General features: G+C 47.9%; 15 protein-coding genes. 14 read left to right on the plus strand and 1 reads right to left on the minus strand.

Annotated elements, in window-relative coordinates; genetic code table 11:
* Positions 1-38: 38 nt before the first annotated feature.
* The 14 genes from ACN0TF_RS09255 (at position 39) to tldD (ending at position 19,147) form a co-directional block, all read left to right on the plus strand.
* The gene (locus ACN0TF_RS09255; protein ID WP_417441692.1) at positions 39-473 is read left to right on the plus strand and encodes a prepilin-type N-terminal cleavage/methylation domain-containing protein; all 435 of its coding nucleotides are present in this window, start codon (positions 39-41) and stop codon (positions 471-473) included.
* Positions 463-984: a type IV pilus modification PilV family protein gene (locus tag ACN0TF_RS09260; RefSeq protein ID WP_417441693.1), complete on the plus strand. Its 522-nt coding sequence runs from the start codon at positions 463-465 to the stop codon at positions 982-984. Before ACN0TF_RS09255 ends, ACN0TF_RS09260 begins: the two co-directional genes overlap by 11 nt.
* On the plus strand, positions 984-1,802 hold the full coding sequence (locus ACN0TF_RS09265) for a prepilin-type N-terminal cleavage/methylation domain-containing protein (RefSeq protein ID WP_417441694.1): 819 nt from the start codon (positions 984-986) through the stop codon (positions 1,800-1,802). The genes ACN0TF_RS09260 and ACN0TF_RS09265 overlap by 1 nt, the downstream gene beginning before the upstream one ends.
* Positions 1,792-2,223 (plus strand): Type II secretory pathway component, encoded by a 432-nt coding sequence (locus ACN0TF_RS09270; protein ID WP_417441695.1) that lies wholly within the window; start codon positions 1,792-1,794, stop codon positions 2,221-2,223. Before ACN0TF_RS09265 ends, ACN0TF_RS09270 begins: the two co-directional genes overlap by 11 nt.
* Positions 2,223-6,527, plus strand: coding sequence for a DUF6701 domain-containing protein (locus tag ACN0TF_RS09275; RefSeq protein WP_417441696.1), 4,305 nt, complete (start codon positions 2,223-2,225; stop codon positions 6,525-6,527). The genes ACN0TF_RS09270 and ACN0TF_RS09275 overlap by 1 nt, the downstream gene beginning before the upstream one ends.
* A gap of 197 nt (positions 6,528-6,724) precedes the next feature.
* Positions 6,725-8,584, plus strand: a complete 1,860-nt coding sequence (locus ACN0TF_RS09280) for an SUMF1/EgtB/PvdO family nonheme iron enzyme (RefSeq protein WP_417441697.1) — start codon at positions 6,725-6,727, stop codon at positions 8,582-8,584.
* Positions 8,585-8,643: 59 nt separating this feature from the next.
* Positions 8,644-9,687: a rod shape-determining protein gene (locus ACN0TF_RS09285; protein WP_011233642.1), complete on the plus strand. Its 1,044-nt coding sequence runs from the start codon at positions 8,644-8,646 to the stop codon at positions 9,685-9,687.
* Positions 9,688-9,690: 3 nt separating this feature from the next.
* On the plus strand, positions 9,691-10,548 hold the full coding sequence (gene mreC / locus ACN0TF_RS09290; RefSeq protein ID WP_417441698.1) for a rod shape-determining protein MreC: 858 nt from the start codon (positions 9,691-9,693) through the stop codon (positions 10,546-10,548).
* The gene (gene mreD / locus ACN0TF_RS09295) at positions 10,545-11,030 is read left to right on the plus strand and encodes a rod shape-determining protein MreD (protein ID WP_417441699.1); all 486 of its coding nucleotides are present in this window, start codon (positions 10,545-10,547) and stop codon (positions 11,028-11,030) included. Before mreC ends, mreD begins: the two co-directional genes overlap by 4 nt.
* Complete coding sequence (locus ACN0TF_RS09300; protein ID WP_417441700.1) at positions 11,030-11,626, plus strand: Maf family protein; 597 nt, start codon at positions 11,030-11,032, stop codon at positions 11,624-11,626. The genes mreD and ACN0TF_RS09300 overlap by 1 nt, the downstream gene beginning before the upstream one ends.
* Complete coding sequence (gene rng, locus ACN0TF_RS09305; RefSeq protein ID WP_011233646.1) at positions 11,616-13,085, plus strand: ribonuclease G; 1,470 nt, start codon at positions 11,616-11,618, stop codon at positions 13,083-13,085. The genes ACN0TF_RS09300 and rng overlap by 11 nt, the downstream gene beginning before the upstream one ends.
* Before the next feature lie 5 nt (positions 13,086-13,090).
* Positions 13,091-16,960 carry a YhdP family protein gene (locus tag ACN0TF_RS09310; RefSeq protein WP_417441701.1) on the plus strand — a complete coding sequence of 1,290 codons (3,870 nt, stop codon included), beginning with the start codon at positions 13,091-13,093 and terminating at the stop codon, positions 16,958-16,960.
* Positions 16,932-17,729, plus strand: coding sequence for a carbon-nitrogen hydrolase family protein (locus ACN0TF_RS09315; protein ID WP_417441881.1), 798 nt, complete (start codon positions 16,932-16,934; stop codon positions 17,727-17,729). The genes ACN0TF_RS09310 and ACN0TF_RS09315 overlap by 29 nt, the downstream gene beginning before the upstream one ends.
* Positions 17,726-19,147: a metalloprotease TldD gene (tldD, locus tag ACN0TF_RS09320; protein ID WP_417441702.1), complete on the plus strand. Its 1,422-nt coding sequence runs from the start codon at positions 17,726-17,728 to the stop codon at positions 19,145-19,147. The genes ACN0TF_RS09315 and tldD overlap by 4 nt, the downstream gene beginning before the upstream one ends.
* 15 nt (positions 19,148-19,162) lie before the next feature.
* Here the strand turns inward: tldD and yjgA are convergent, their stop codons facing one another.
* A complete protein-coding gene (yjgA, locus tag ACN0TF_RS09325; protein ID WP_417441703.1) occupies positions 19,163-19,678 on the minus strand; it encodes a ribosome biogenesis factor YjgA in 516 nt (171 codons plus the stop codon).
* Positions 19,679-19,694: the final 16 nt, after the last annotated feature.

The raw sequence follows: 19,694 nt of genomic DNA on the forward strand, positions 1-19,694 counted from the left end.
CCGCAGCTATTAAGCTGTGGGCTTTTTAAAGGCTAACTATGAAGTCCCAAGGCTTCACTCTTATAGAACTCATCATCATACTGGTCATCATCGGTATCCTCGCTGTATCTGCAGGCCCCGTCTTTTTCGATAATTCCGGTACCCAAAGCCAAGTTGTAAGACAGCAGGCAATGAGTATTTTGCGCAGCATTCAGCTACAAGCTATGCAGGATACTACGGGTAATTACTCCTCTGTCGTCTCAGAAAATACCCTCGGGGTTCCTCCTTTTATTGAAGAGAACAATCGGCAGATAAGTAATGTCGACAGTATTACCTTTTCATTCTCCGGCTCTTTACCCGCAACTATTGGTTTTGACGGTTTAGGTAAGCCAACAGAGCAATGTAATGGTGGATGCACTATTACCCTTACCGAGAGCTCAGGTACAAGTCGTGATCTCTGCATAAATAGCGAGGGTTACATTAATGAGTGCTAGGCATTCAAATGGCTTTACGCTTATAGAGCTCATTATTGGCATTGTGGTTATTGCTATTGTCACTCTTGTGGTCACCGGGGGGCTTGGTCAGCTCTTTCGGCAAAGTGTTGACCCATGGCAACAGGTTCGGGCGACCGAAATCGGACAGAGTTTAATGAATGAAATTTTGTCCAGACGCTTTGATGAGAATAGTCAGGCAGGTAATCAATCCTTACGCTGCCCCGAACCGGCTGCCGGCGACTGCGCAAATTTAACTTCCTGTCCAGCGGATGGCAGTTTGCCCAACGCTGAAGAGTCGCAGCGCAGCAACTTTGATGACGTAGATGATTATCACTGTCTGGAATTAGATGGTGGGGAATTGAGCGATTTGGATGAGAATTTGTATAAAGGTTTTCAGGCAAAAGTTTTTGTTAGTTACGAAATACCTAACGAAGTTAAGCTTATAACCATTGAGGTGCAAACACCGCAGCAGGAAGCCCTTGAATTTAGGGCTCAAAAAGGGAATTGGTGATGCGAAACATGAGCGGCTTTACCTTAATTGAGCTGATTATCGTTATCATAATATTGGCTATTGTCGCTGGCTTCTCCTTTCAGTTTGTTGGTATTGGTGCACAGATGTTCACAACAGGCGCCGAACGTTTACAAACCATAGAGAAAAGTCGCTTTGCAGCGGAACGCGCCACTCGTGAACTGCGCAACGCTGTCCCCAACAGCATTCGAATACGCTCATCCGGCGGCACTCAATGTCTTGAATTTTCGCCGGTACGGGCGGTGGGGACCTATTACGACGCTCCTATAAGGCCTCAGCGCTCTAATCAAATGACGTTGGTTACATTATCCTCTTTAAGCACTCCGTGGGTTGCTGAGCCGTCGGACAGAATTTTCATCTATGCGACCAGGTCCAATTTTATTTACGCCAGTAATGCTCAACGTTACGCTTTACTAGCAGAATCTTACGACAGCGCCGGTGCGTCGGCATCAACCCCGGCGACCCATATTCTTCCTTTGGTTGCCGACAGTCGATTCGCTCAGAGTTCACCAAGAGAAAGAGCGTATATCGGCAAGCAGCCGGTCAGCTTTTGTTTGCAAAACGGCGGTTTGTATCGAGTAGGAAATTATGGCTGGAATCAATCCCAAGCGGTTCCGCCGGTTACCTTAAGTGAAAGTCAGTTGTTGGCGGAAAGACTCAATATGGATAATTCGTCATTTTTGTTGGAACCCGGCGCTTCACAACGTAATAATGTCATTAATATTCAGCTTGAGTTTGTAAGTCGAAATAACGAGTCGATATTTTATAATCAAAAGGTTCATATTCCTAATGCGCCATAATGACCGCTCTCAAAGTTCGCTAAATAAACAACGGGGTAATACCCTGGTCATTGCGATCTTCGTCATTGTCGTGCTTGGGGCTCTTGTTGCAGCTCTGTCAAACTTAGTAAGAACAACCTCAGAAAGTGTCGTGGTTGAAGTTTTAGGAACGCGCAGCTTCATGGCGGCTCAGTCCGGAGTAGAACAGGGCATGATGAAACTTTACCCTTTAGACGGAGCCCCCGCTACTGCATGCCCTGACTTCAGCGAGGATATAGCGGTCGGTAATTGCGAGGCTGCTATTGCTTGTGAATCAGCAACTCATACTCCAGATTCAAACGAAACATATATCCATTTCAGACTCGAAGCTACCGGTACCTGCACTGCAGGAGGTCAAGCTGCCTCAAGGAAACTGGCGATTGAAACGCGAGTGAAGAACTGATGATCCTGTTGAAAGCACTTAAGGCCGTCATAATCACTGTAATCGCCTTTGCGTCGTTTTCCGTTATGGCTGCCAATTACAATTTGCCCAATAATAATCTCCCCGGATGTTCTAAATCTGGTAATACCTATATCTGCTCTAACGGGTTAAACCTGAACTTCCGCGACCGAATCCAAATTTCCGGCAATAATTCGGTTGTGATTAATGTGAATGGTAACTTTAATCTTGGCTCTGAAATGCGCATTAACGAGAATGGAAGCGCTCAGCAGTTAACAATCACTACCACGGGCTCATATAACGGCGGCTTCCAAAGCGTACTTAACGCGAATATTAGCAGCCAGCAAAGTATTACTCTGGCCAATGAGAATATTTTTTCCGGTTCTTTAGTTGCGGCAAATGACGTATCGGTGGGTTTTCGCACTAATGTCGACGGTTCCATCCGCTCGACCAGCGGTAGCGTTATTTTACAGGGTGAAAACAGTATTACGGGTAATGTCGATGCCAGAGATAATGTCATTGTGCGCTTCTTAACAGAGGTAAATGGCAACCTTAACGCTACAAATGGCAACGTTATTCTGGAAGGACAAAACGATGTTTCCGGTGCTATTTTCAGTGGCGGTGACACCATTTTACGTTTTCGTTCAGACGTTGAAGGGGCAATTACTAGTGACGGGCGAGTTGTTTTAGAAGGGGAGAACACCGTTAATGGCAATATTATTGCAGGCGACGATGTAACGCTGAGATACGGCTCTGATTTAAATGGTGATATTGATGCAGATGGCAGCGTAACGCTGGATGGAGAAAACCTTGTTGATGGAAATATTAACGCTACCGACAGAGTCACCATTCCTAACTCAAGCACGGTCACTGGCTATGTGAATGCCCCGCAGATTATTGACGAAAGCAATGTTCAGGGCGAAACCTGTGACATCAACAACAACGAAGGGCCTTGCGGAAGTGAACCTCCCGACCAGCCGTTAGATGGACTTGGTTACTGGGCTTTTGATCAGGCCGAGTGGAGAGGACAGTTTGGCGAAGTGCTGGATGTTTCCGGCAACGGGTTGCACGGGCAAGCATTAAGAGGTGCAAATACATCAGGGTTTAATCCGGCAATTGCTGGTAGCCCAGGCACCTGCCGTTATGGCAAATTTAATGGCGATAACGCAGTGCGCGTAGATAACGCTCAGTCAATTGCTAATGCTGAATCTGTAAGTGTTGCGTTTTGGTTTAAAGGCAGTGCCACTGGGCAAAATCAGTCAGATCGCTATCAGAGTCTTTTAGTGATAGGTAACGGACCTACTGAGGGGGCTTCCGGACGTTTCGAAGTTTACCGGCAGGACACCCGCGATGGTGGCGGACTCTATTTTGAAATACGCCGTAATAATGGCCAAATTGTTAATGTTGAGGCCGGCAATACGCAACAAGGTCAGGCTAATTTGCTGGATGATAACTGGCATCATCTGGCGGCTTCCTATGATCGTAATGCACGCCGTTTAACTCTGTATATTGACGGGCAACGGGCTGATCAAACCTCTTTTAATGGGTCATCCAATTTGAACTCTGTTGCCCCCCGTTTGTATATTGGCGGGCAAGCAACCGGGGAAAACAGTTTCTACGGCGAAATTGATGAGGTTTTTATTGATGACAAGGTTCTCACCGAAAGTGACGTGACAGCATTAAAAAGCATTACGCGACCTTGTAATGACCAGCGGCCACTGTGTGAAGATGTCTGGCCTGTTGCTTTTGAAGTGCCCAATAACGTTCCCCAACCTTTTGATTTACCGGATCGTTCCTACAATACGCAGCTTCCCGCGCAGTTGCAGCCAATTGATTATCTGCGTACCGGGAATTTCAGTAACACCGGCTTTAATTACACCACCAATGGGCAAACCTCACGTGTTTATATAGATGGTGATGTGACTATTCAATCGGGGCGCCGTATTAACGTTGGCGGTAATGCCAATGAAATGATGCTGATTGTAACGGGCGATTTGACGTTAGAGCAGGATGTCGAATTTAACGGGTATATATACGTTGCAGGTAATTTTCTTTTTGAGCGTAGCTTCTTCTTTTGGCAGACATCAGAAGTAACCGGCGGAGTGAGTGTTGGTGGGCGAAGCTTTGCCACAGGCAGCTTCGGTTTTTTTGACCCCGAGGTGAATTATCAGGCGCCTGTAGAACCCATTGCCGGAGGTAACTTCTGTAGAGCGTCCGATACGGCGCCACCGGTGTCGCCAGTGCATCATTACCAGCTGTCCTATAACAGCCCGGCATTGACCTGCGCGGCTGCTGACATTGAGGTTACCGCCTGTGCCAATGCCAGCTGCTCTGAACTGTATGAGGGGAGTAGCACCGTTCAGTTAAATTCTACAGCCGGGGACTGGTCAACTAACCCAGTTTCGGCTTCTCCGGTGGGTACCACAAGTCTGGAACAGACTAACGCCGGCATTTATCCTCTCGCTGTTGAAACTACAGGAACCTTACCGCAACCACAGAACCCGACACGCTGTTTAGTTAATGGCAACTTGTCGGAGAGCTGTAATATTGAGTTTAGTGATACCGGATTCATTTTTACTAGTGGGGATAACTTTGAGGACACTGATATTCCGTCACAGGTGTCAGCCGTGCCTTTTAGTAACTTGCAACTGCGCGCAGTGGAAACGAACAGTCAGACACTGGCTTGCGAGGCTGTGACGCAGCCTTTGAACTCGGTATCTATGAGTATGAACTGTGTTGACCCTGACCAATGTTTGATGGGGGCGTCTGTTAATGAAACCGAGGTGACAGAAAATAGCACCAGTAATATCATTGTTAGCTTTACTGACGGAAAAGCGCCTCTGGAAATCAACTATAAAGACGCTGGTGCTATCAATCTAACAGCCCAAGCCACTTTACCAAATGGGAAAACACTAAGGGGAACATCGGAAGCTTTTGTCTGGCGCCCCGCAAGTATTGATGTCGAAGCCAGTCAGGACACCTCAAGCAATTACGACGGAACTATTTTGGCAAAAGCTGGGGAAATTTTTACCGCACAGCTTATCGCGATTAATGATGAAGGTGATGTCACACCAAACTTCGGTAATGAGGCTGCTCCTGAAACATTACAGCTTATGGCTCAGACTGAGGCGGTAGAATCTTATAACGGTGAAATAACGAATGCCGATGGTTTTACTAAAGATGGAGCCGGTGTTTTTACAAACTCGGGGCTTACGTACACTGAAGTCGGCTCAACTCGGGTAACTGCATATATAAGAAGCCAGAATTATTTGCCTGGCTACCATGGGTCTCCAATTATGTTGACAACCGAGAGGGAAGTAGGAAGGTTTATCCCTTACGAATTTCAAATGGAAGCCTTCGGTGGTTTCAGCGGTGTCTGTAACAGGAATAATGAAAGCCAAGGTGACGAATTTTATTATATAGGGGAGGCGCAGCTATTAGGAGCAAGCTTTACCTTAACAGCGGTTAATAAAAATGGTGAAACGACTAAGAATTACCCGACAGAAGTTGTCGAGGGTGAGTTGGAGTTCTATCCGTTTAATGGTGCAAGTGGCAGTCCTGAACCGTTGAATCCAGACCAGCTGCTTGCGCCAGACATTGAACTTAAATGGGGGCAGGATGAGGAAAATGCGGGAACGGCTTCGTTCAAGTCGCCTGAGCCATCAGTTACTTACCGTCGAAACCTTGCGAACGGTGCGGAAGAAGGTCCTTATGAAGACTATAAATTGGGAATTCAGTTTAATGATAGCGAAGGCGGCAATTATTATTCGATAATAACAGAGTCTAATCTTCCGGCGGCTGCCCAAGCACCAGCATTCAAACTGTATGATAGTGTAAAGTTACTTTACGGGCGCTTTGTTTTAGATAATATCTTCGGCGCCGAAGTTGATGACCTTCCGCTGTCTGGTCGAGCCCAGTTTTGGAATGGTGATAGTTTCGTCAAAAATACTAATGATAACTGCTTTACTGTCTCAGTATCCAAACTCGACGTCCTATCGGCTATCGATCCTACAACGGAGCCGGTTACAAGCTTAGACACTGAATCTATTGAGCCGTCAGATACGCCGGACTCGGTCAGTTTGGCTGAAGGTGAATTGCAGGAAGAATATAGTCCAATGGAAGACTTGTTGCGCTGGCAAGCTTATGGGTCGAATGCCGAGTTTACTTTCGAGCTGACTGTTCCTTCTTTTTTGCAATACGATTGGGACGGCGACGGTAACTACCAAGATAACCCCACAGCCGAGGGTACATTCGGTATTTATCGGGGAAGAGACCGTCAAATTTACTGGCAGGAAGTAGGTTGGTAGAACGAATTATAACGATTAATCGACAATTCGATGACAATGCCTCTTGCTCTTTTGTTAACAAGCAAATAGCATAAAGCAGAGTTTAAACGAAAAATGCGGACGTTGACGAACGTTCATAATTATTACAATAACGATAGTGCGACTACAGCTTTGGCTTTTACGCCGCTTTGTTATTTTTTCAAGCTTGGAATGGAAACATGATGCGATTGGCTCGACTGGCCCTGGTAATGGCCTCTACATTGACATTCGCCTCGACGGCTCTTGCTCAGCAGGAGATGACTGTCGAAGAAATTGCTAACCAAATTTCGACTCTAGAGAGCGATTTTGAAAACTTTTCTGGCACCGTAAACACGCTTCAGCAAGAAGAGCGGGATCTGCGGGAAAAGTTACAAAACTTGCGTGAGCGCAATAGCGAACTGGAAACGAAACGCGAATCAGCACTGGCGGAAATGAATGACCGCTACCAACGTTTGGTGGAAGACCCAACAATTGATATTGCTGGCGCTCAAGAAGCGTACAAGCAAGCGGTTATGGCTCACCAGCAGAATAAAGCAGACATTAAGCAGCAAGTGAGTCTGGTTAGTGAGAAAGCGCGCGAAGTAGAAGAAGCGCGTGTGAGCAAACATAGCCTTATTAATGAAATTGAGACGCTAAAAGAGCAACGCAATTTAGCGCGTGTTGGTCGCTTAGAAAATGAATTTAACCGTACTGGCGAACTTGAAGTGAGTCAGTCAATTAGCTGTGACCGCCAGGAAACACTGGGACAGTGTGAAAATCGCGGCAAACTCATGGCTAAGCAAAAAGCATCGAAACAGTATCTTGATACCATTCTGGATGGTTTAAGTGAGGCTTCTCTGGCTCGCGAAAACATTGAAAAAGCCAGTCCGAATGTACAAATTCTAGGTTCTAAAACGGTCAGTAATGGCTTTAGCGGTGCCGGTAACTACGGTGTCAAACTGGCGGTTGAACTGCGTGGTCAGTTGCCGAAAAGCCAGGCTTGTACGTTGCTAAATGTCGATATGCGCTATTGTGCATCGGAGCAACGGCCGGGGGAGCTGCAAGCGGGTGATGAGGAAACGGTTGATAGCTCCGTCATGCACCCGTTAACCATACGCTCTAACGTGTATGATGATGAAGTTGTTATCGATGGTGTTAGTTATGGTTCGACCCCGCTGGAAGTTATGCTGCCCGGCGGCGAACATCAGATTGAAATTCTTAAGTATGGCTATTCAGCCTATGCAGAGAAAATCCTACTGAAAGACGCTACCTCTATTCGAGCCGAGTTAGAAAAATCGGATTACTCTTTTACCAGCGGTGAAAAAATTCAGGACATTCTGTATCGCGATGTTCGTGGTCCTGAACTGGTTGTTGTTCCTGCGGGTAAATTTAAAATGGGTGACCTGGTCGGCAATGGTTTACCGAATGAACGTCCGGCCGAAACGCGTGAAATTCCAACCGCACTGGGTATTTCTGATACCGAAATTACGGTTGAGCAGTTTGGCAACTTTGTACAAGATACCGCTTATGTCACAGAGGCAGAGAAAAACGGTACTTGCGCAAGCCTGAGCAATGGTCGTCCGCAGTTTAATGAAAAACTCAGCTGGAAAAACCCTGGATTTAAACAGTCTGAAAGCTCTCCCGTTGTGTGCGTGAGTTACAACGACGCACAGGCTTATGCTGAATGGTTAACTCAAAAAAGTGGTTTTAAATACAGCATTCCCACTGAAGCGGAATGGGAATACGCTGCACGTGCCGGGTCGGAAACTGACTTCTGGTGGGGAAATGATGTTGGTTATGGCAAAGCAAACTGCCGTAACTGTGGAACAGATTGGTCAAATACACGTCCAGCTCCGGTAGCTAGCTTTCATCGTAACCCTTGGGGATTATACGATACTGTCGGTAACGTCTGGGAGTGGGCTGAAACCGATGAGGGTGTTGTAGTTAAAGGCGGAGCCTGGAACTTTACACCAAGTTTGGCAAGAGTTTCGACAAAAATGGAACTTCCGTCAGATTTTAACTCCAACTACATTGGATTCCGTGTTGTAAGAGCTCAGTAAGTACTTACTGCGCTCTTTGCTGTCACTCTGTTAGCTTATAAGTAGGGATATACCGCTTCATGTTTAAAAAAATTCGCGGCCTTTTTTCAAACGACCTTTCTATTGACCTGGGAACAGCGAATACGCTTATCTACGTCAAAGATGAGGGTATCGTTCTGAACGAGCCGTCTGTTGTTGCCATTCGTCAGGAACGCTCAGGCGGGCCAAAATCTATCGCCGCCGTTGGTGCAGCAGCAAAACAAATGCTGGGTCGTACACCAGGAAACATTCGTGCCATTCGACCTATGAAAGACGGTGTTATCGCAGACTTCTATGTGTGCGAAAAAATGCTCCAGTTTTTCATCAAACAAGTGCACGACAGCCATTATTTTCGTCCTAGCCCTCGTGTTTTGGTTTGTGTTCCATGCGGTTCAACCCAGGTAGAGCGTCGTGCTATTCGTGAGTCTGCATTGGGCGCTGGCGCTCGTGAGGTTTATTTAATTGATGAGCCAATGGCTGCTGCTATCGGTGCAGGTTTACCTGTGTCTGAAGCTACAGGCTCTATGGTGGTCGATATTGGTGGTGGTACAACCGAAGTCGCCATTATTTCATTAAACGGTGTGGTTTATTCATCATCGGTTCGTATTGGTGGTGATAAATTTGACGAAGCCATTATTAACTATGTTCGCCGTAACTTCGGTGCACTTATTGGTGATGCAACTGCTGAACGTATTAAGCACGAAATTGGTTCTGCATTCCCCGGCGAAGAACTGAAAGAAATTGAAGTTCGTGGCCGTAATCTTGCTGAAGGTGTTCCGCGTTCATTTACTCTTAACAGTAATGAAATTCTGGAAGCTTTGCAGGAACCTTTAATGGGTATTGTCAGTGCCGTTATGGTTGCGCTTGAGCAGTCTCCACCTGAGCTCGCATCAGACATCTCCGAGCGCGGTATGGTATTAACTGGTGGTGGTGCGTTACTGAAAGACATCGATCGTTTGCTCCTGGAAGAAACCGGTATTCCGGTTATTATTGCTGATGATCCGTTAACTTGTGTTGCACGAGGCGGCGGTAAAGCTCTGGAAATGATTGATATGCATGGTGGTGATTTATTCAGTTATGAGTAATTCATGAAGGCGCTGTTTGCCCGCGGTCCATCCTTACTCTCCAGGCTAGTGCTCGCACTAGCCTGTTCGTTTCTGCTGATCTTTATTGACCACCGTCTTCAAGCCATGAAGCCGGTTCGGTTATTTCTGAATTCCCTGGTGGCTCCGGTTCAGTATTTGGCTATTTTGCCGGAACAACTGCTGGATGGTGTCTCCGAATCATTAAAAACCACGTCGCAGTTAAGTGATGAGAATAAGCGGTTAAAGCGGGCTATTCTGGAATTACAGGGTGAGCAACAACAGCTTCGCTTTCTTCAGAACGAGAATAAACGGCTACGTGAGCTTCTTGGTTCAGACGCCCGCGACTCGGTCCGGCGTATGGTCGCCGAGGTCATTGCTGTTGCCTCAGAGCCGTTTTCACAGCAACTGGTTATTAATAAAGGTACGCTTAGTGGCGTTTACGAAGGCCAGCCTGTACTAGACAGCCATGGTATTATTGGACAAGTGCAGGACGTAGGCGGTAATACCGCTCGTGTGCTGCTGTTGTCGGATCAGAGCCATGCGATATCTTTGCGCTCTGAACGCAGCGACATTCGTGTACTGGCTCAGGGTACCGGCGATATCGGACGGCTGGAGTTGATGTTTATTCCTCACAGCACCGAGCTAAAAGAAGGGGATCTCCTAATGTCTTCGGGCTTAGGCGGTATATTCCCTGAGGGCTATCCGGTGGCAACAATTCGACAAATTGACAGAGATGAGTCTCTCCCTTTTGCTAAAGTGACAGCGGATCCGGTCAGCGCGCTTGACCGCGTGCGTAATGTTTTATTGTTGTGGCCAAGCGACGGCGAGCAGCAGCCCATTTTTGATGAGGACGAGGAATGATAATGATAAAACCCGGCTTCATCACTTTGTTGATAACCTATATCATTGCGCTGACTCTGATGGTTATGCCAATGCCGGCTGCATTCGATACCTTTCGGCCTGACTGGCCAACTTTAGTTATGCTGTACTGGATAATTGCCTTGCCGCACAGGGTGAATATGGGAACCGCTCTGGTGCTCGGCGTGCTGAGCGACATATTGCTGGGGTCTATTGTCGGGGTTCATGCTTTAGGTATGGTCGTTGTCACTTATTTTGCGGCACGTCATTTTCAGCGCATTCGTAATTTTGCGCTAATACAGCAAGCACTGGTTATTGCCGTGTTGATTTTTATTAAGCGCTTTGTTGTGTTTGAAGCCAATGTTTTTCTACACGACGCTGAGTTTACTTTCTCTTACTTCTGGCCAGTGCTCACCTCCGCTGTTTTCTGGCTGTGGGTGTTTCCGTTACTGCGAAAAGTTCGTCGTCAATTCGGAGTGGTTTAATGCGCCTGCTGCTAGCTTCTTCTTCTCCCCGTCGGCGAGAGTTGCTGACACTATTGCATCGGCCCTTCGATTGTGAAGTTCCCGAAATTGAGGAGCTAAGAGGGGCTAATGAGAATGCCGTTGATTATGTGGTCCGTCTGGCTGAAGAAAAAGCTCAGGCTGTGGCAAAACGACAGCAAACTCCCTGTCTGGTGATAGGCTCTGATACCCTGATAAGCTTTCAGGGGCAGGTGATGGAAAAACCAGAGAGTTATGAACATTTCAGTCAAATGATGAAACAACTTTCAGGTCAGACACATCAGGTTCTGACATCAGTTAGTGTTTGTCGCTGGAATGGTCACAGCGTGGTTGCCAGCGAAACAGCGCTAGTTACAACTCAGGTGGAGTTCGCTGCGCTGAGCCAGGAAGAAATAGATGCCTACTGGGAAACCGGTGAACCTCATGATAAAGCGGCTGGCTATGGTATTCAGGGCTACGGTGGGAAATTTGTAAAACGTATTGAAGGTAGCTACTTTGCTGTTGTTGGCTTACCTTTATATGAAACTGAACAGTTGTTGCGGATGTTTGAAATGACAGGTGAAGTCGATGAGCGTTGAAGTCCTAATGAATGTGACCCCCACAGAGACTCGTGTAGTGCTTGTTGAAAATGGCATCTTGCAGGAAGTCCATATTGAACGTCAGGCAAAGCGTGGCTTAGTTGGCAACATTTACATGGGGAAGGTATCGCGGGTGTTGCCGGGAATGCAGGCGGCGTTTATTGATATTGGCCTCGACAAAGCGGCGTTTTTACATGCCTCGGACATTGTCGTTCAGGTGGACGGTGACGATTTACCCCGACCTGACGAAAAACCACAACAAAGTATCACCGAACTAGTGCATCAGGGGCAGCATATTATGGTGCAGGTGGTTAAAGACCCTCTGGGAACCAAAGGAGCGCGTTTAACCACCGACATCACCCTACCGTCACGGTACCTGGTCTTTATGCCTAAGAGCGACCATGTAGGCGTCTCTCAGCGCATTGAAGAAGGCGAGGAACGGGAACGTTTGCGGCAGTTGGCAGAAGAGGTCAGTAAAAGCGACGGAAAATTCATTGTTCGCACTGCGGCAGAAGGTGCTTCAGATCAGTCGCTGCGGGGCGATGCTGACTTTCTGTTCCGGTTGTGGGAGAAAATAAAGGCGCGGAAAAAGTCTCAACGCAAAGTGGGCATGCTGTACGAAGATCTGAATCTTTCCTGTCGTGTATTGCGCGACTTTGTCGGCGAAGAAATAGAGCGCATTCGGGTCGATTCTAAAGTCACCTTCGACACCCTCAAAGTGTTTACTCAGGACTTTATTCCCGAATTAACGAAAGTGCTTGAGTACTATACCGGTGACCGACCCATTTTTGACTTATTCGACGTCGAAAATGAAATGCAGCGAGCGCTCGATCGTCGGGTTGACTTGAAATCCGGGGGCTCTCTGATTATTGACCAGACCGAAGCGATGACTACGGTCGATATCAACACGGGTGCGTTTGTTGGTCACCGTAATTTGGAAGAAACCATATTTAATACCAATATCGAAGCCACGCAGTCGATAGCTCGTCAATTGCGGTTACGGAATCTTGGCGGCATTATCATTATCGACTTTATCGATATGCAGGACGAGGAGCATAAGCGACGGGTATTGCACAGCCTTGAACAAGCGTTAGGCAAAGACCGCGCAAAAACAACCATCAATGGTTTTACCTCGCTCGGGTTAGTGGAAATGACCCGGAAGCGCACCAGAGAAAGCCTGGAGCATGTTTTGTGCTCGGAATGCCCGGTTTGTCTGGGGCGTGGTAGCATGAAAACGGTCGAAACTGTCTGTTATGAAATTATGCGCGAGATTGTCCGGGTTCATAAAGCTTATGAAGCCGATAAGTTCGTTGTTTATGCCTCTGCACAGGTAAGTGAAGCCTTACTTAACGAAGAATCTCATGCGCTGGCTGAACTTGAGCTGTTTGTTTCGCGTCAAATAAAAATACAAACCGAACCTCTGTATAATCAGGAACAATTCGACGTAGTAATGATGTAAGACGCATGCGGACTCTGTCGTGGATTTTGAACAAACTCTGGCTAACGCTGGCTATTGTGCTGGTGCTGGTTGCTGTCGGCCTGAGTTTATTGCGTTACAGTCTGCCATACCTGCCCGATTTGACCGAGCCACTTGAAGAGCAACTGGAAGCCCGTTTCCAGCAACCCGTTAGTATTAGTGACTTATCGATGGCCTGGACCCGGGAAGGGCCTTCCATTGTTCTGGATAATTTAGTTTTGCTGGAACGCGAGCAGTCGCCTGTGCAGGTGCGTGTTGGCCAGGTTCATGTGGTGCTCGATTTCTGGAAAACCTTACTGGATCAACAGCTCATTGCGAAGCAGTTTATTCTTGACGACGCCCGCATAGCGGTAGATATACGTAAATTCTCGGCGGCTAACGAAGCTGAGAAACTAGATTTAGATTACGTAAACCGTTTGTTTCTGCAGCAATTAGAAAAGTTTTCACTGAATAATGGTGAGTTGTTACTGACAAACTTACGTGGCGTAACGCGAGAGATTGATATTGATAGACTGTCCTGGAGTAATGAAGGCAAAAAGCACCAGGGGATTGGCCAGTTTCGGATGGAAGATTTTGCGACCAATAGTCTCGATTTCATTATCGATTTGCGCGGTGACCGCTGGTCGGAATTTAATGGTCAGTTTTATGTCAATTCGCAGAACGTTGATATCAGTCCCTGGCTTGAAGAGCAACTGGGCGACATTGACGTACAAGCTTCAAACGTAAACTTTACGGGTTGGCTCGATGTTCGTCATGGTCAGTTATTTGAAGGGTTAGTTAAGTTAAGAGACAACCGCATTACCTGGTTAGATAGTAATTCAGAAGAGCTCAACTGGTTGCAGTTACCCGAAGGTGAAATCGTGCTGCGGCCGGAAGAAAACGGTTGGCTGCTAAACAGTTTGCCAATGACAGTTAATACCTCAGTAGGTCATCTGGAGTTACCGCGTATTGCCTGGCAGCAACTTAATGAGATTCATGATATCAGTGTGGATGATATCGCGATTGATGAGGTTGCCGGATTACTCCCACTGCTGCCTTTTAATAAACCAGCTGAGTCGGTAAGGAGTCTGGGCTTAAAAGGGAAAGCGAGCTTGCGCTATCGTCTGCACCCTGTCTCCGGTCAGCAATGGTCTGTAAAAAGTCACAACTTATCGGCGGACGGGAATGAGCGCTGGCCGGGCTTTAATGGTCTGGATGTCAATATCAGTAGCTTGTCGAATCACGGTGTATGGCAAGTAGAAGGCGACAATGTTCGCCTTACCGGTAATAGCCTCTCCAGCAAGCAAGCATGGGATATTGATACTCTTAATTTATCAGGTTCCTGGTTGTTACAAGCTGACAACTGGCGGGTAGATTTAGAGCAGCTACAACTCCAGCGAGACGACTTTCAGCTTACCGGTAACGGCGGTTTGTCAGGTGACAGCGAAACAACACCACAAATTGATTTATTGCTTTCTAGCGCACAGGGCTTTTCTGTCGACACTGCCCGTAAGCTACTGCCATCAATTATCGGGCAGGGAGTAAAAGACTATCTTTCCGGAGCCTTAGTTTCCGGTCAGGCCCGTGGCATGGAGTTACTGTGGCGCGGACCCGTCACTCAGTTTCCGGGTGAGGACAATCAAGGTGTCTTCAATGCGCGGGTGGAGTTCGATGATTTAACCTACCAGTTTCAACCAGATTGGCTTCCGCTAGCCGATGCTCCGGTAAAGCTCGATTTTTATAACAGAAGCTTGTTTATGTCGACGGATGCCGGACATATAGAAGATGTGCGGGTAACCCGGGTTGATGCGCAAATTAAGGATTTAGCCGATGCCGCACAGGGGTTGCAGATTCAAGCTGGTGTTAGTGGAAAAGGAGAGTCACTGTTACCGGTGTTTGAGCAATCTCCGCTGGACAGCGTAACCGAAACGCTGATGCAAATTGGTCCGAGCGGAGAGGTTGCTGGTTCTTTTCAGCTGGATATCCCCTTAAATAACTCGCGAGATGTCGATGTTTCTGTTGAAGCTCCGTTAGCCGGGCTTTCTCTTAACATTGATGCCATACAACAAAATTTTACGGTTTCAGAAGGTATTCTGAAAATTAACAACAGTAAGATAAGTACCGAAGGGCTGCGTCTGAACTGGTACGGTATGCCGATACCAACCGAAGTATCAGGAGGGCTCAGCGGTGAGGATTATTTACTGAATGTGAATACAACTCTGGACTGGCAAAGCGAACCTTTATTTAAGCAACTGCCTTATCCACAGTGGAAACCATTTTTCTACGGAGCGGTAAATGGTGAAGCTAATCTCCAGTTAACCTTTAACGACGACGATATTGGCGTCGCGTTGGAGTCGCAGTTTGACTTGACCGGCCTTGAGACATCACTGCCAGCGCCTTTACAAAAGGATTTTGGCGATGGCTGGCAATTGGCTGTTCAGCTTAATGGTACTGGAGATGAGCTGCGTTTACGGGCTAATATCGATCAGCGCCTTAACTGGGACAGCCGCTGGCAGCCGGGTAGCGGAGGCTGGCAACAGGCAAGGTTGAATATTGGAGAGGTGAGCTCGGCGAACGAACTGGTTAATGGCTTTGCGATTAACGCGCAGTTACCGCACGCCGATATAGGCCAATGGTACTCGGTACTTTACGCACTGTCCGGGGACTCAAACGTTGATACTGAAGGTGGCGGCAGCGAAGGGTGGCTGCCCGATTCTATTCGTATTGAAACGCCGCAGTTGCAGTGGGGACAGCAGAAATTTGATCAGGCGGATATTCAGGTATGGCCGGATGATTTAGGCTGGCAAGCGCGGGTAGATGCTGAGAACGCCGTGCTAAGCGCGACCATTCCGGAAAGCTTTGTACAGCAGGGAATAACGGTCAGAGCCGATTACCTGGCGTTAAGCAGCGACGTCGAGCTGCCGGAAAACACCGAGAAGACCGACTGGAGCTGGCTTAAAAAAGTACCGAAACTTAACTTTTTCTGTCGCAGTTGTCGCATTGACGAGCATGAGTTAGGCGAAGTTGAGTTAGTGCTTGCTCCGCTTGAAGACGGCTTCAGTATAGAAAAAATGGCTCTTAAAAAAGGCAGTGATGAGCTGGCTGTAACAGGTTATTGGCGCTACACAGACGAGCAGGCTTTAAGTGCGCTTTCCGGACGTTTGGAGGCTGGAGATCTGGGTGATTTATTACGTGACTATGGTTTGGAAACGGCGGTCAGGGACAGTGCTGCGGTTATCGACTTTAACTTAAACTGGCGCGACCACTTGTATCAACCAGACTGGAATTCGTTGAACGGCGAAGTGGCTTGGGATTTAGAAAAAGGCTACCTGGCCGAAGTGAGTGACGGCGGCGCGCGTATTTTTTCACTGCTGAGTCTGGACAGTATCCTCCGAAAGCTAACCTTAGATTTTCGTGATATTTTTTCACAGGGAATGTTTTTTACTGACCTAACCGGCAGTGTCCAGATTGAAGAAGGTGTTGCTAATACTGACGACGCAAGATTACTAGGGTCAGCCGGCGATATGGATATTCGAGGCTGGACCGATATGAAAACCGGCGAGCTGAATTATAATTTGACCTATGCGCCGAAGGTTACCTCCAGCCTGCCAATTATTCTTGCCTGGATGGTGAACCCTCCCAGCGGCCTGGCTGCGCTGTTCATCGACAAAGTACTGCACGATGCGAAAGTGATTTCGCGTCTGCGTTATCAGGTAACCGGTACTATTGAGGAACCGGTGGTTGAAGAAATAGAACGTGACAGCCGCCCGGTTGATTTGCCAGAATTGGAAGAGAACTCAACCGATTCAGAGGCAGACGATGACACAAGTGCAACTGACGGCGCTGCAAATGAGCAGTCGTCCGGACCCGCAAGATAATTTAGCCATTGTTGCTAAACTGCTGGAACAACTCCCTGCCGCACGTCCGCAACTGGTAGTGCTGCCTGAAGCCTTTAGCTGCTTCGGTGCCGGTGACCGTGCGCAGTTAGCTATGGCTGAACCCTACAAGGATGGTGAGGTGCAGAAACAGCTGGCCGCCTTAGCGAAAAAGCATGAGGTTTATCTGGTCGGAGGTACACTGCCAATAGATGCCGGTGAACGATTCTCCGCGGCATCCATTCTTTTCGGCCCCGATGGCGCCATTCTCAATCGCTACGACAAAATTCATTTGTTTGATGTTGATGTAGCTGACAACACCAAAGAGTACCGCGAGTCGAAGTGGACGCAGCCGGGCTGTAAAGTGGTAACCACAGCAACGGACTTTGGTGTGGTTGGCATGGCAGTGTGTTATGATCTTCGCTTTCCAGAGTTATTCAGCGCATTGCGTCAGGCTGGCTCTCAAATCATTGTTTTACCCTCTGCATTTACTCAGGTTACCGGAAAAGCTCACTGGCATGCATTGGTTCGCGCCCGTGCCATTGAGCAACAGGTTTTTATCGTGGCACCGGGTCAGGTAGGGGAGCATGCAAATGGTCGTGAAACGTTCGGCCATTCAATTATTGTCAGCCCCTGGGGTGAAATACTGGCAGAACAGGAACTGGATGAAGGTGTGGTTTCTGTCAGCGTTGACGTAGCGGATATTGAACCCATACGAAAACAAATGCCGGTGGCGCAACAAAATCAATTTGAGGTTGTACAAAAGACATGACACTAACTGACTACGAATTGTCACAAGACGACATAAGCAAGGCCTTATCCACGCTATACAGCGGTGATATTGACTTTGCCGATATCTATTTACAACACAGTGTCAACGAGTCGTGGGTGCTGGAAGATGGCATCATTAAAGACGGCGCGTTTCATATTGAAACAGGTATGGGTGTGCGCGCTGTACAGGGCGAGAAAACTGGCTTTGCTTATGCCGATGAAATTACATTGAAAGCGTTACAGCGTACCAGTGAAGCGGCCCGCGGTATAGCGCGTCAGGGCCAAAGCAAAAAGGTTGAAGCCCTGAAGTCGGTGCAGGCTAAGTCGCGCTATGAAGCGCTTAATCCGCTGGATACTTTATCTGAAGACGAAAAAATTGAGTTGCTGAAAAAAGTTGATGCGCACGCGCGGGCACAGGATTCACGAGTGAGCCAGGTGGTGGTGAGTCTGAGCGGCAGTTACGACGAAGTTTTAGTGGCTGCGACAGACGGCACTCTGGCTACCGACAAACGGCCTCTAATTCGTCTGAGCTGTTCTGTCATTACCGAGCAGGACGGTCGCCGCGAGCGCGGCAGTGGCGGTGGCGGAGCTCGAGTCGGATATGAGTTTTTCCTTGATGAAGACTCTGGTAATGCCCGCTGGCAGCGTTTTGCTGAAGAAGCCGTACGTCAGGGGCTGGTTAATTTAGAAGCTAAACCTGCACCTGCCGGTAATATGCCGGTGGTACTGGGCTCTGGCTGGCCGGGCGTACTGTTGCACGAGGCGGTTGGACATGGCCTGGAGGGCGACTTTAACCGTAAAGGCTCGTCTGCCTATTCCGGTAAAATTGGCCAACAAGTGGCTTCACCGCTTTGTACTATTGTCGATGACGGTACCCTGAGTGATCGTCGTGGCTCAATGAGTATTGATGACGAAGGTACGCCGAGTGGTTACAACGTATTAATAGAAAACGGCATACTGCGCGGTTACATGCAGGACAAAATGAATGCGCGTTTAATGGGTCAGGCAACGACTGGAAACGGACGCCGTGAAAGCTTCGCTCACTTACCTATGCCGCGAATGACCAATACTTATATGCTGGCCGGAGAGAGCAGCCCGGAAGAGATTATTGGCAGCGTGAAAAAAGGTATTTATGCACCGCAGTTTGCCGGAGGTCAGGTCGATATTACTTCCGGACAGTTTGTGTTTTCGGCATCTGAAGCCTATTTAATTGAAGACGGTAAGATTACTACACCGATAAAGGGGGCAACTCTTATTGGGAATGGACCAGAAGCTATGGCTCAGGTGTCTATGGTGGGTAACGACCTGTCGCTGGACGAAGGTGTTGGTGTTTGCGGCAAAGACGGGCAGAGTTTACCCGTAGGTGTTGGGCAACCGACGCTGAAACTGGATTCAATGACGGTTGGCGGTACCGAATAAGTGAGTTGCCCGGTATTAACCGAGCAGTTCACGTAAATAAACAAACAGCTGACGGGCCGCAACCGGTGGTTTTTGTTCGGCCCGCTGTTTTTCGGCAAGACGAATAAGCTGACGCAATTTTTGGCGGTCAGCATGAGGATGCTCTTCAATGAATTCTTGTAGAGCATCCTCGCCTTCATGCAGCAGTTTATCGCGAGTTGTTTCAATCTCGTGAAAAATGGACGTTTGCTGCTGATGCGCATTTTTTAAATTATTCAAGGCTTGCTCAATAGGCGCGATATCACGTAAGCGCATGAGCTTGCCAATAAATTGAAGCTGACGACGGTAACCTTCGTGCTTGTTACGAATTTTACGGGCAAGCAAAACGGCATCGCGCAGCTCATCATCCAGTGGCATTTTTGCTAACTGGCTGTCAGTCAAATTGACAAGTTGAGTCCCTAGCTCCTGGCGTTCAGCCATTTCGCGTTTTTTTTGGGACTTGCTGACGAAGTCGTCAGATTGTTCAGGATTTTCGGCTGGGCGTTTCGGCATAAGTTCGATTCATTAG

The sequence above is a fragment of the Idiomarina sp. genome (assembly GCF_048265525.1).
Taxonomy (GTDB): Bacteria; Pseudomonadota; Gammaproteobacteria; order Enterobacterales; family Alteromonadaceae; genus Idiomarina.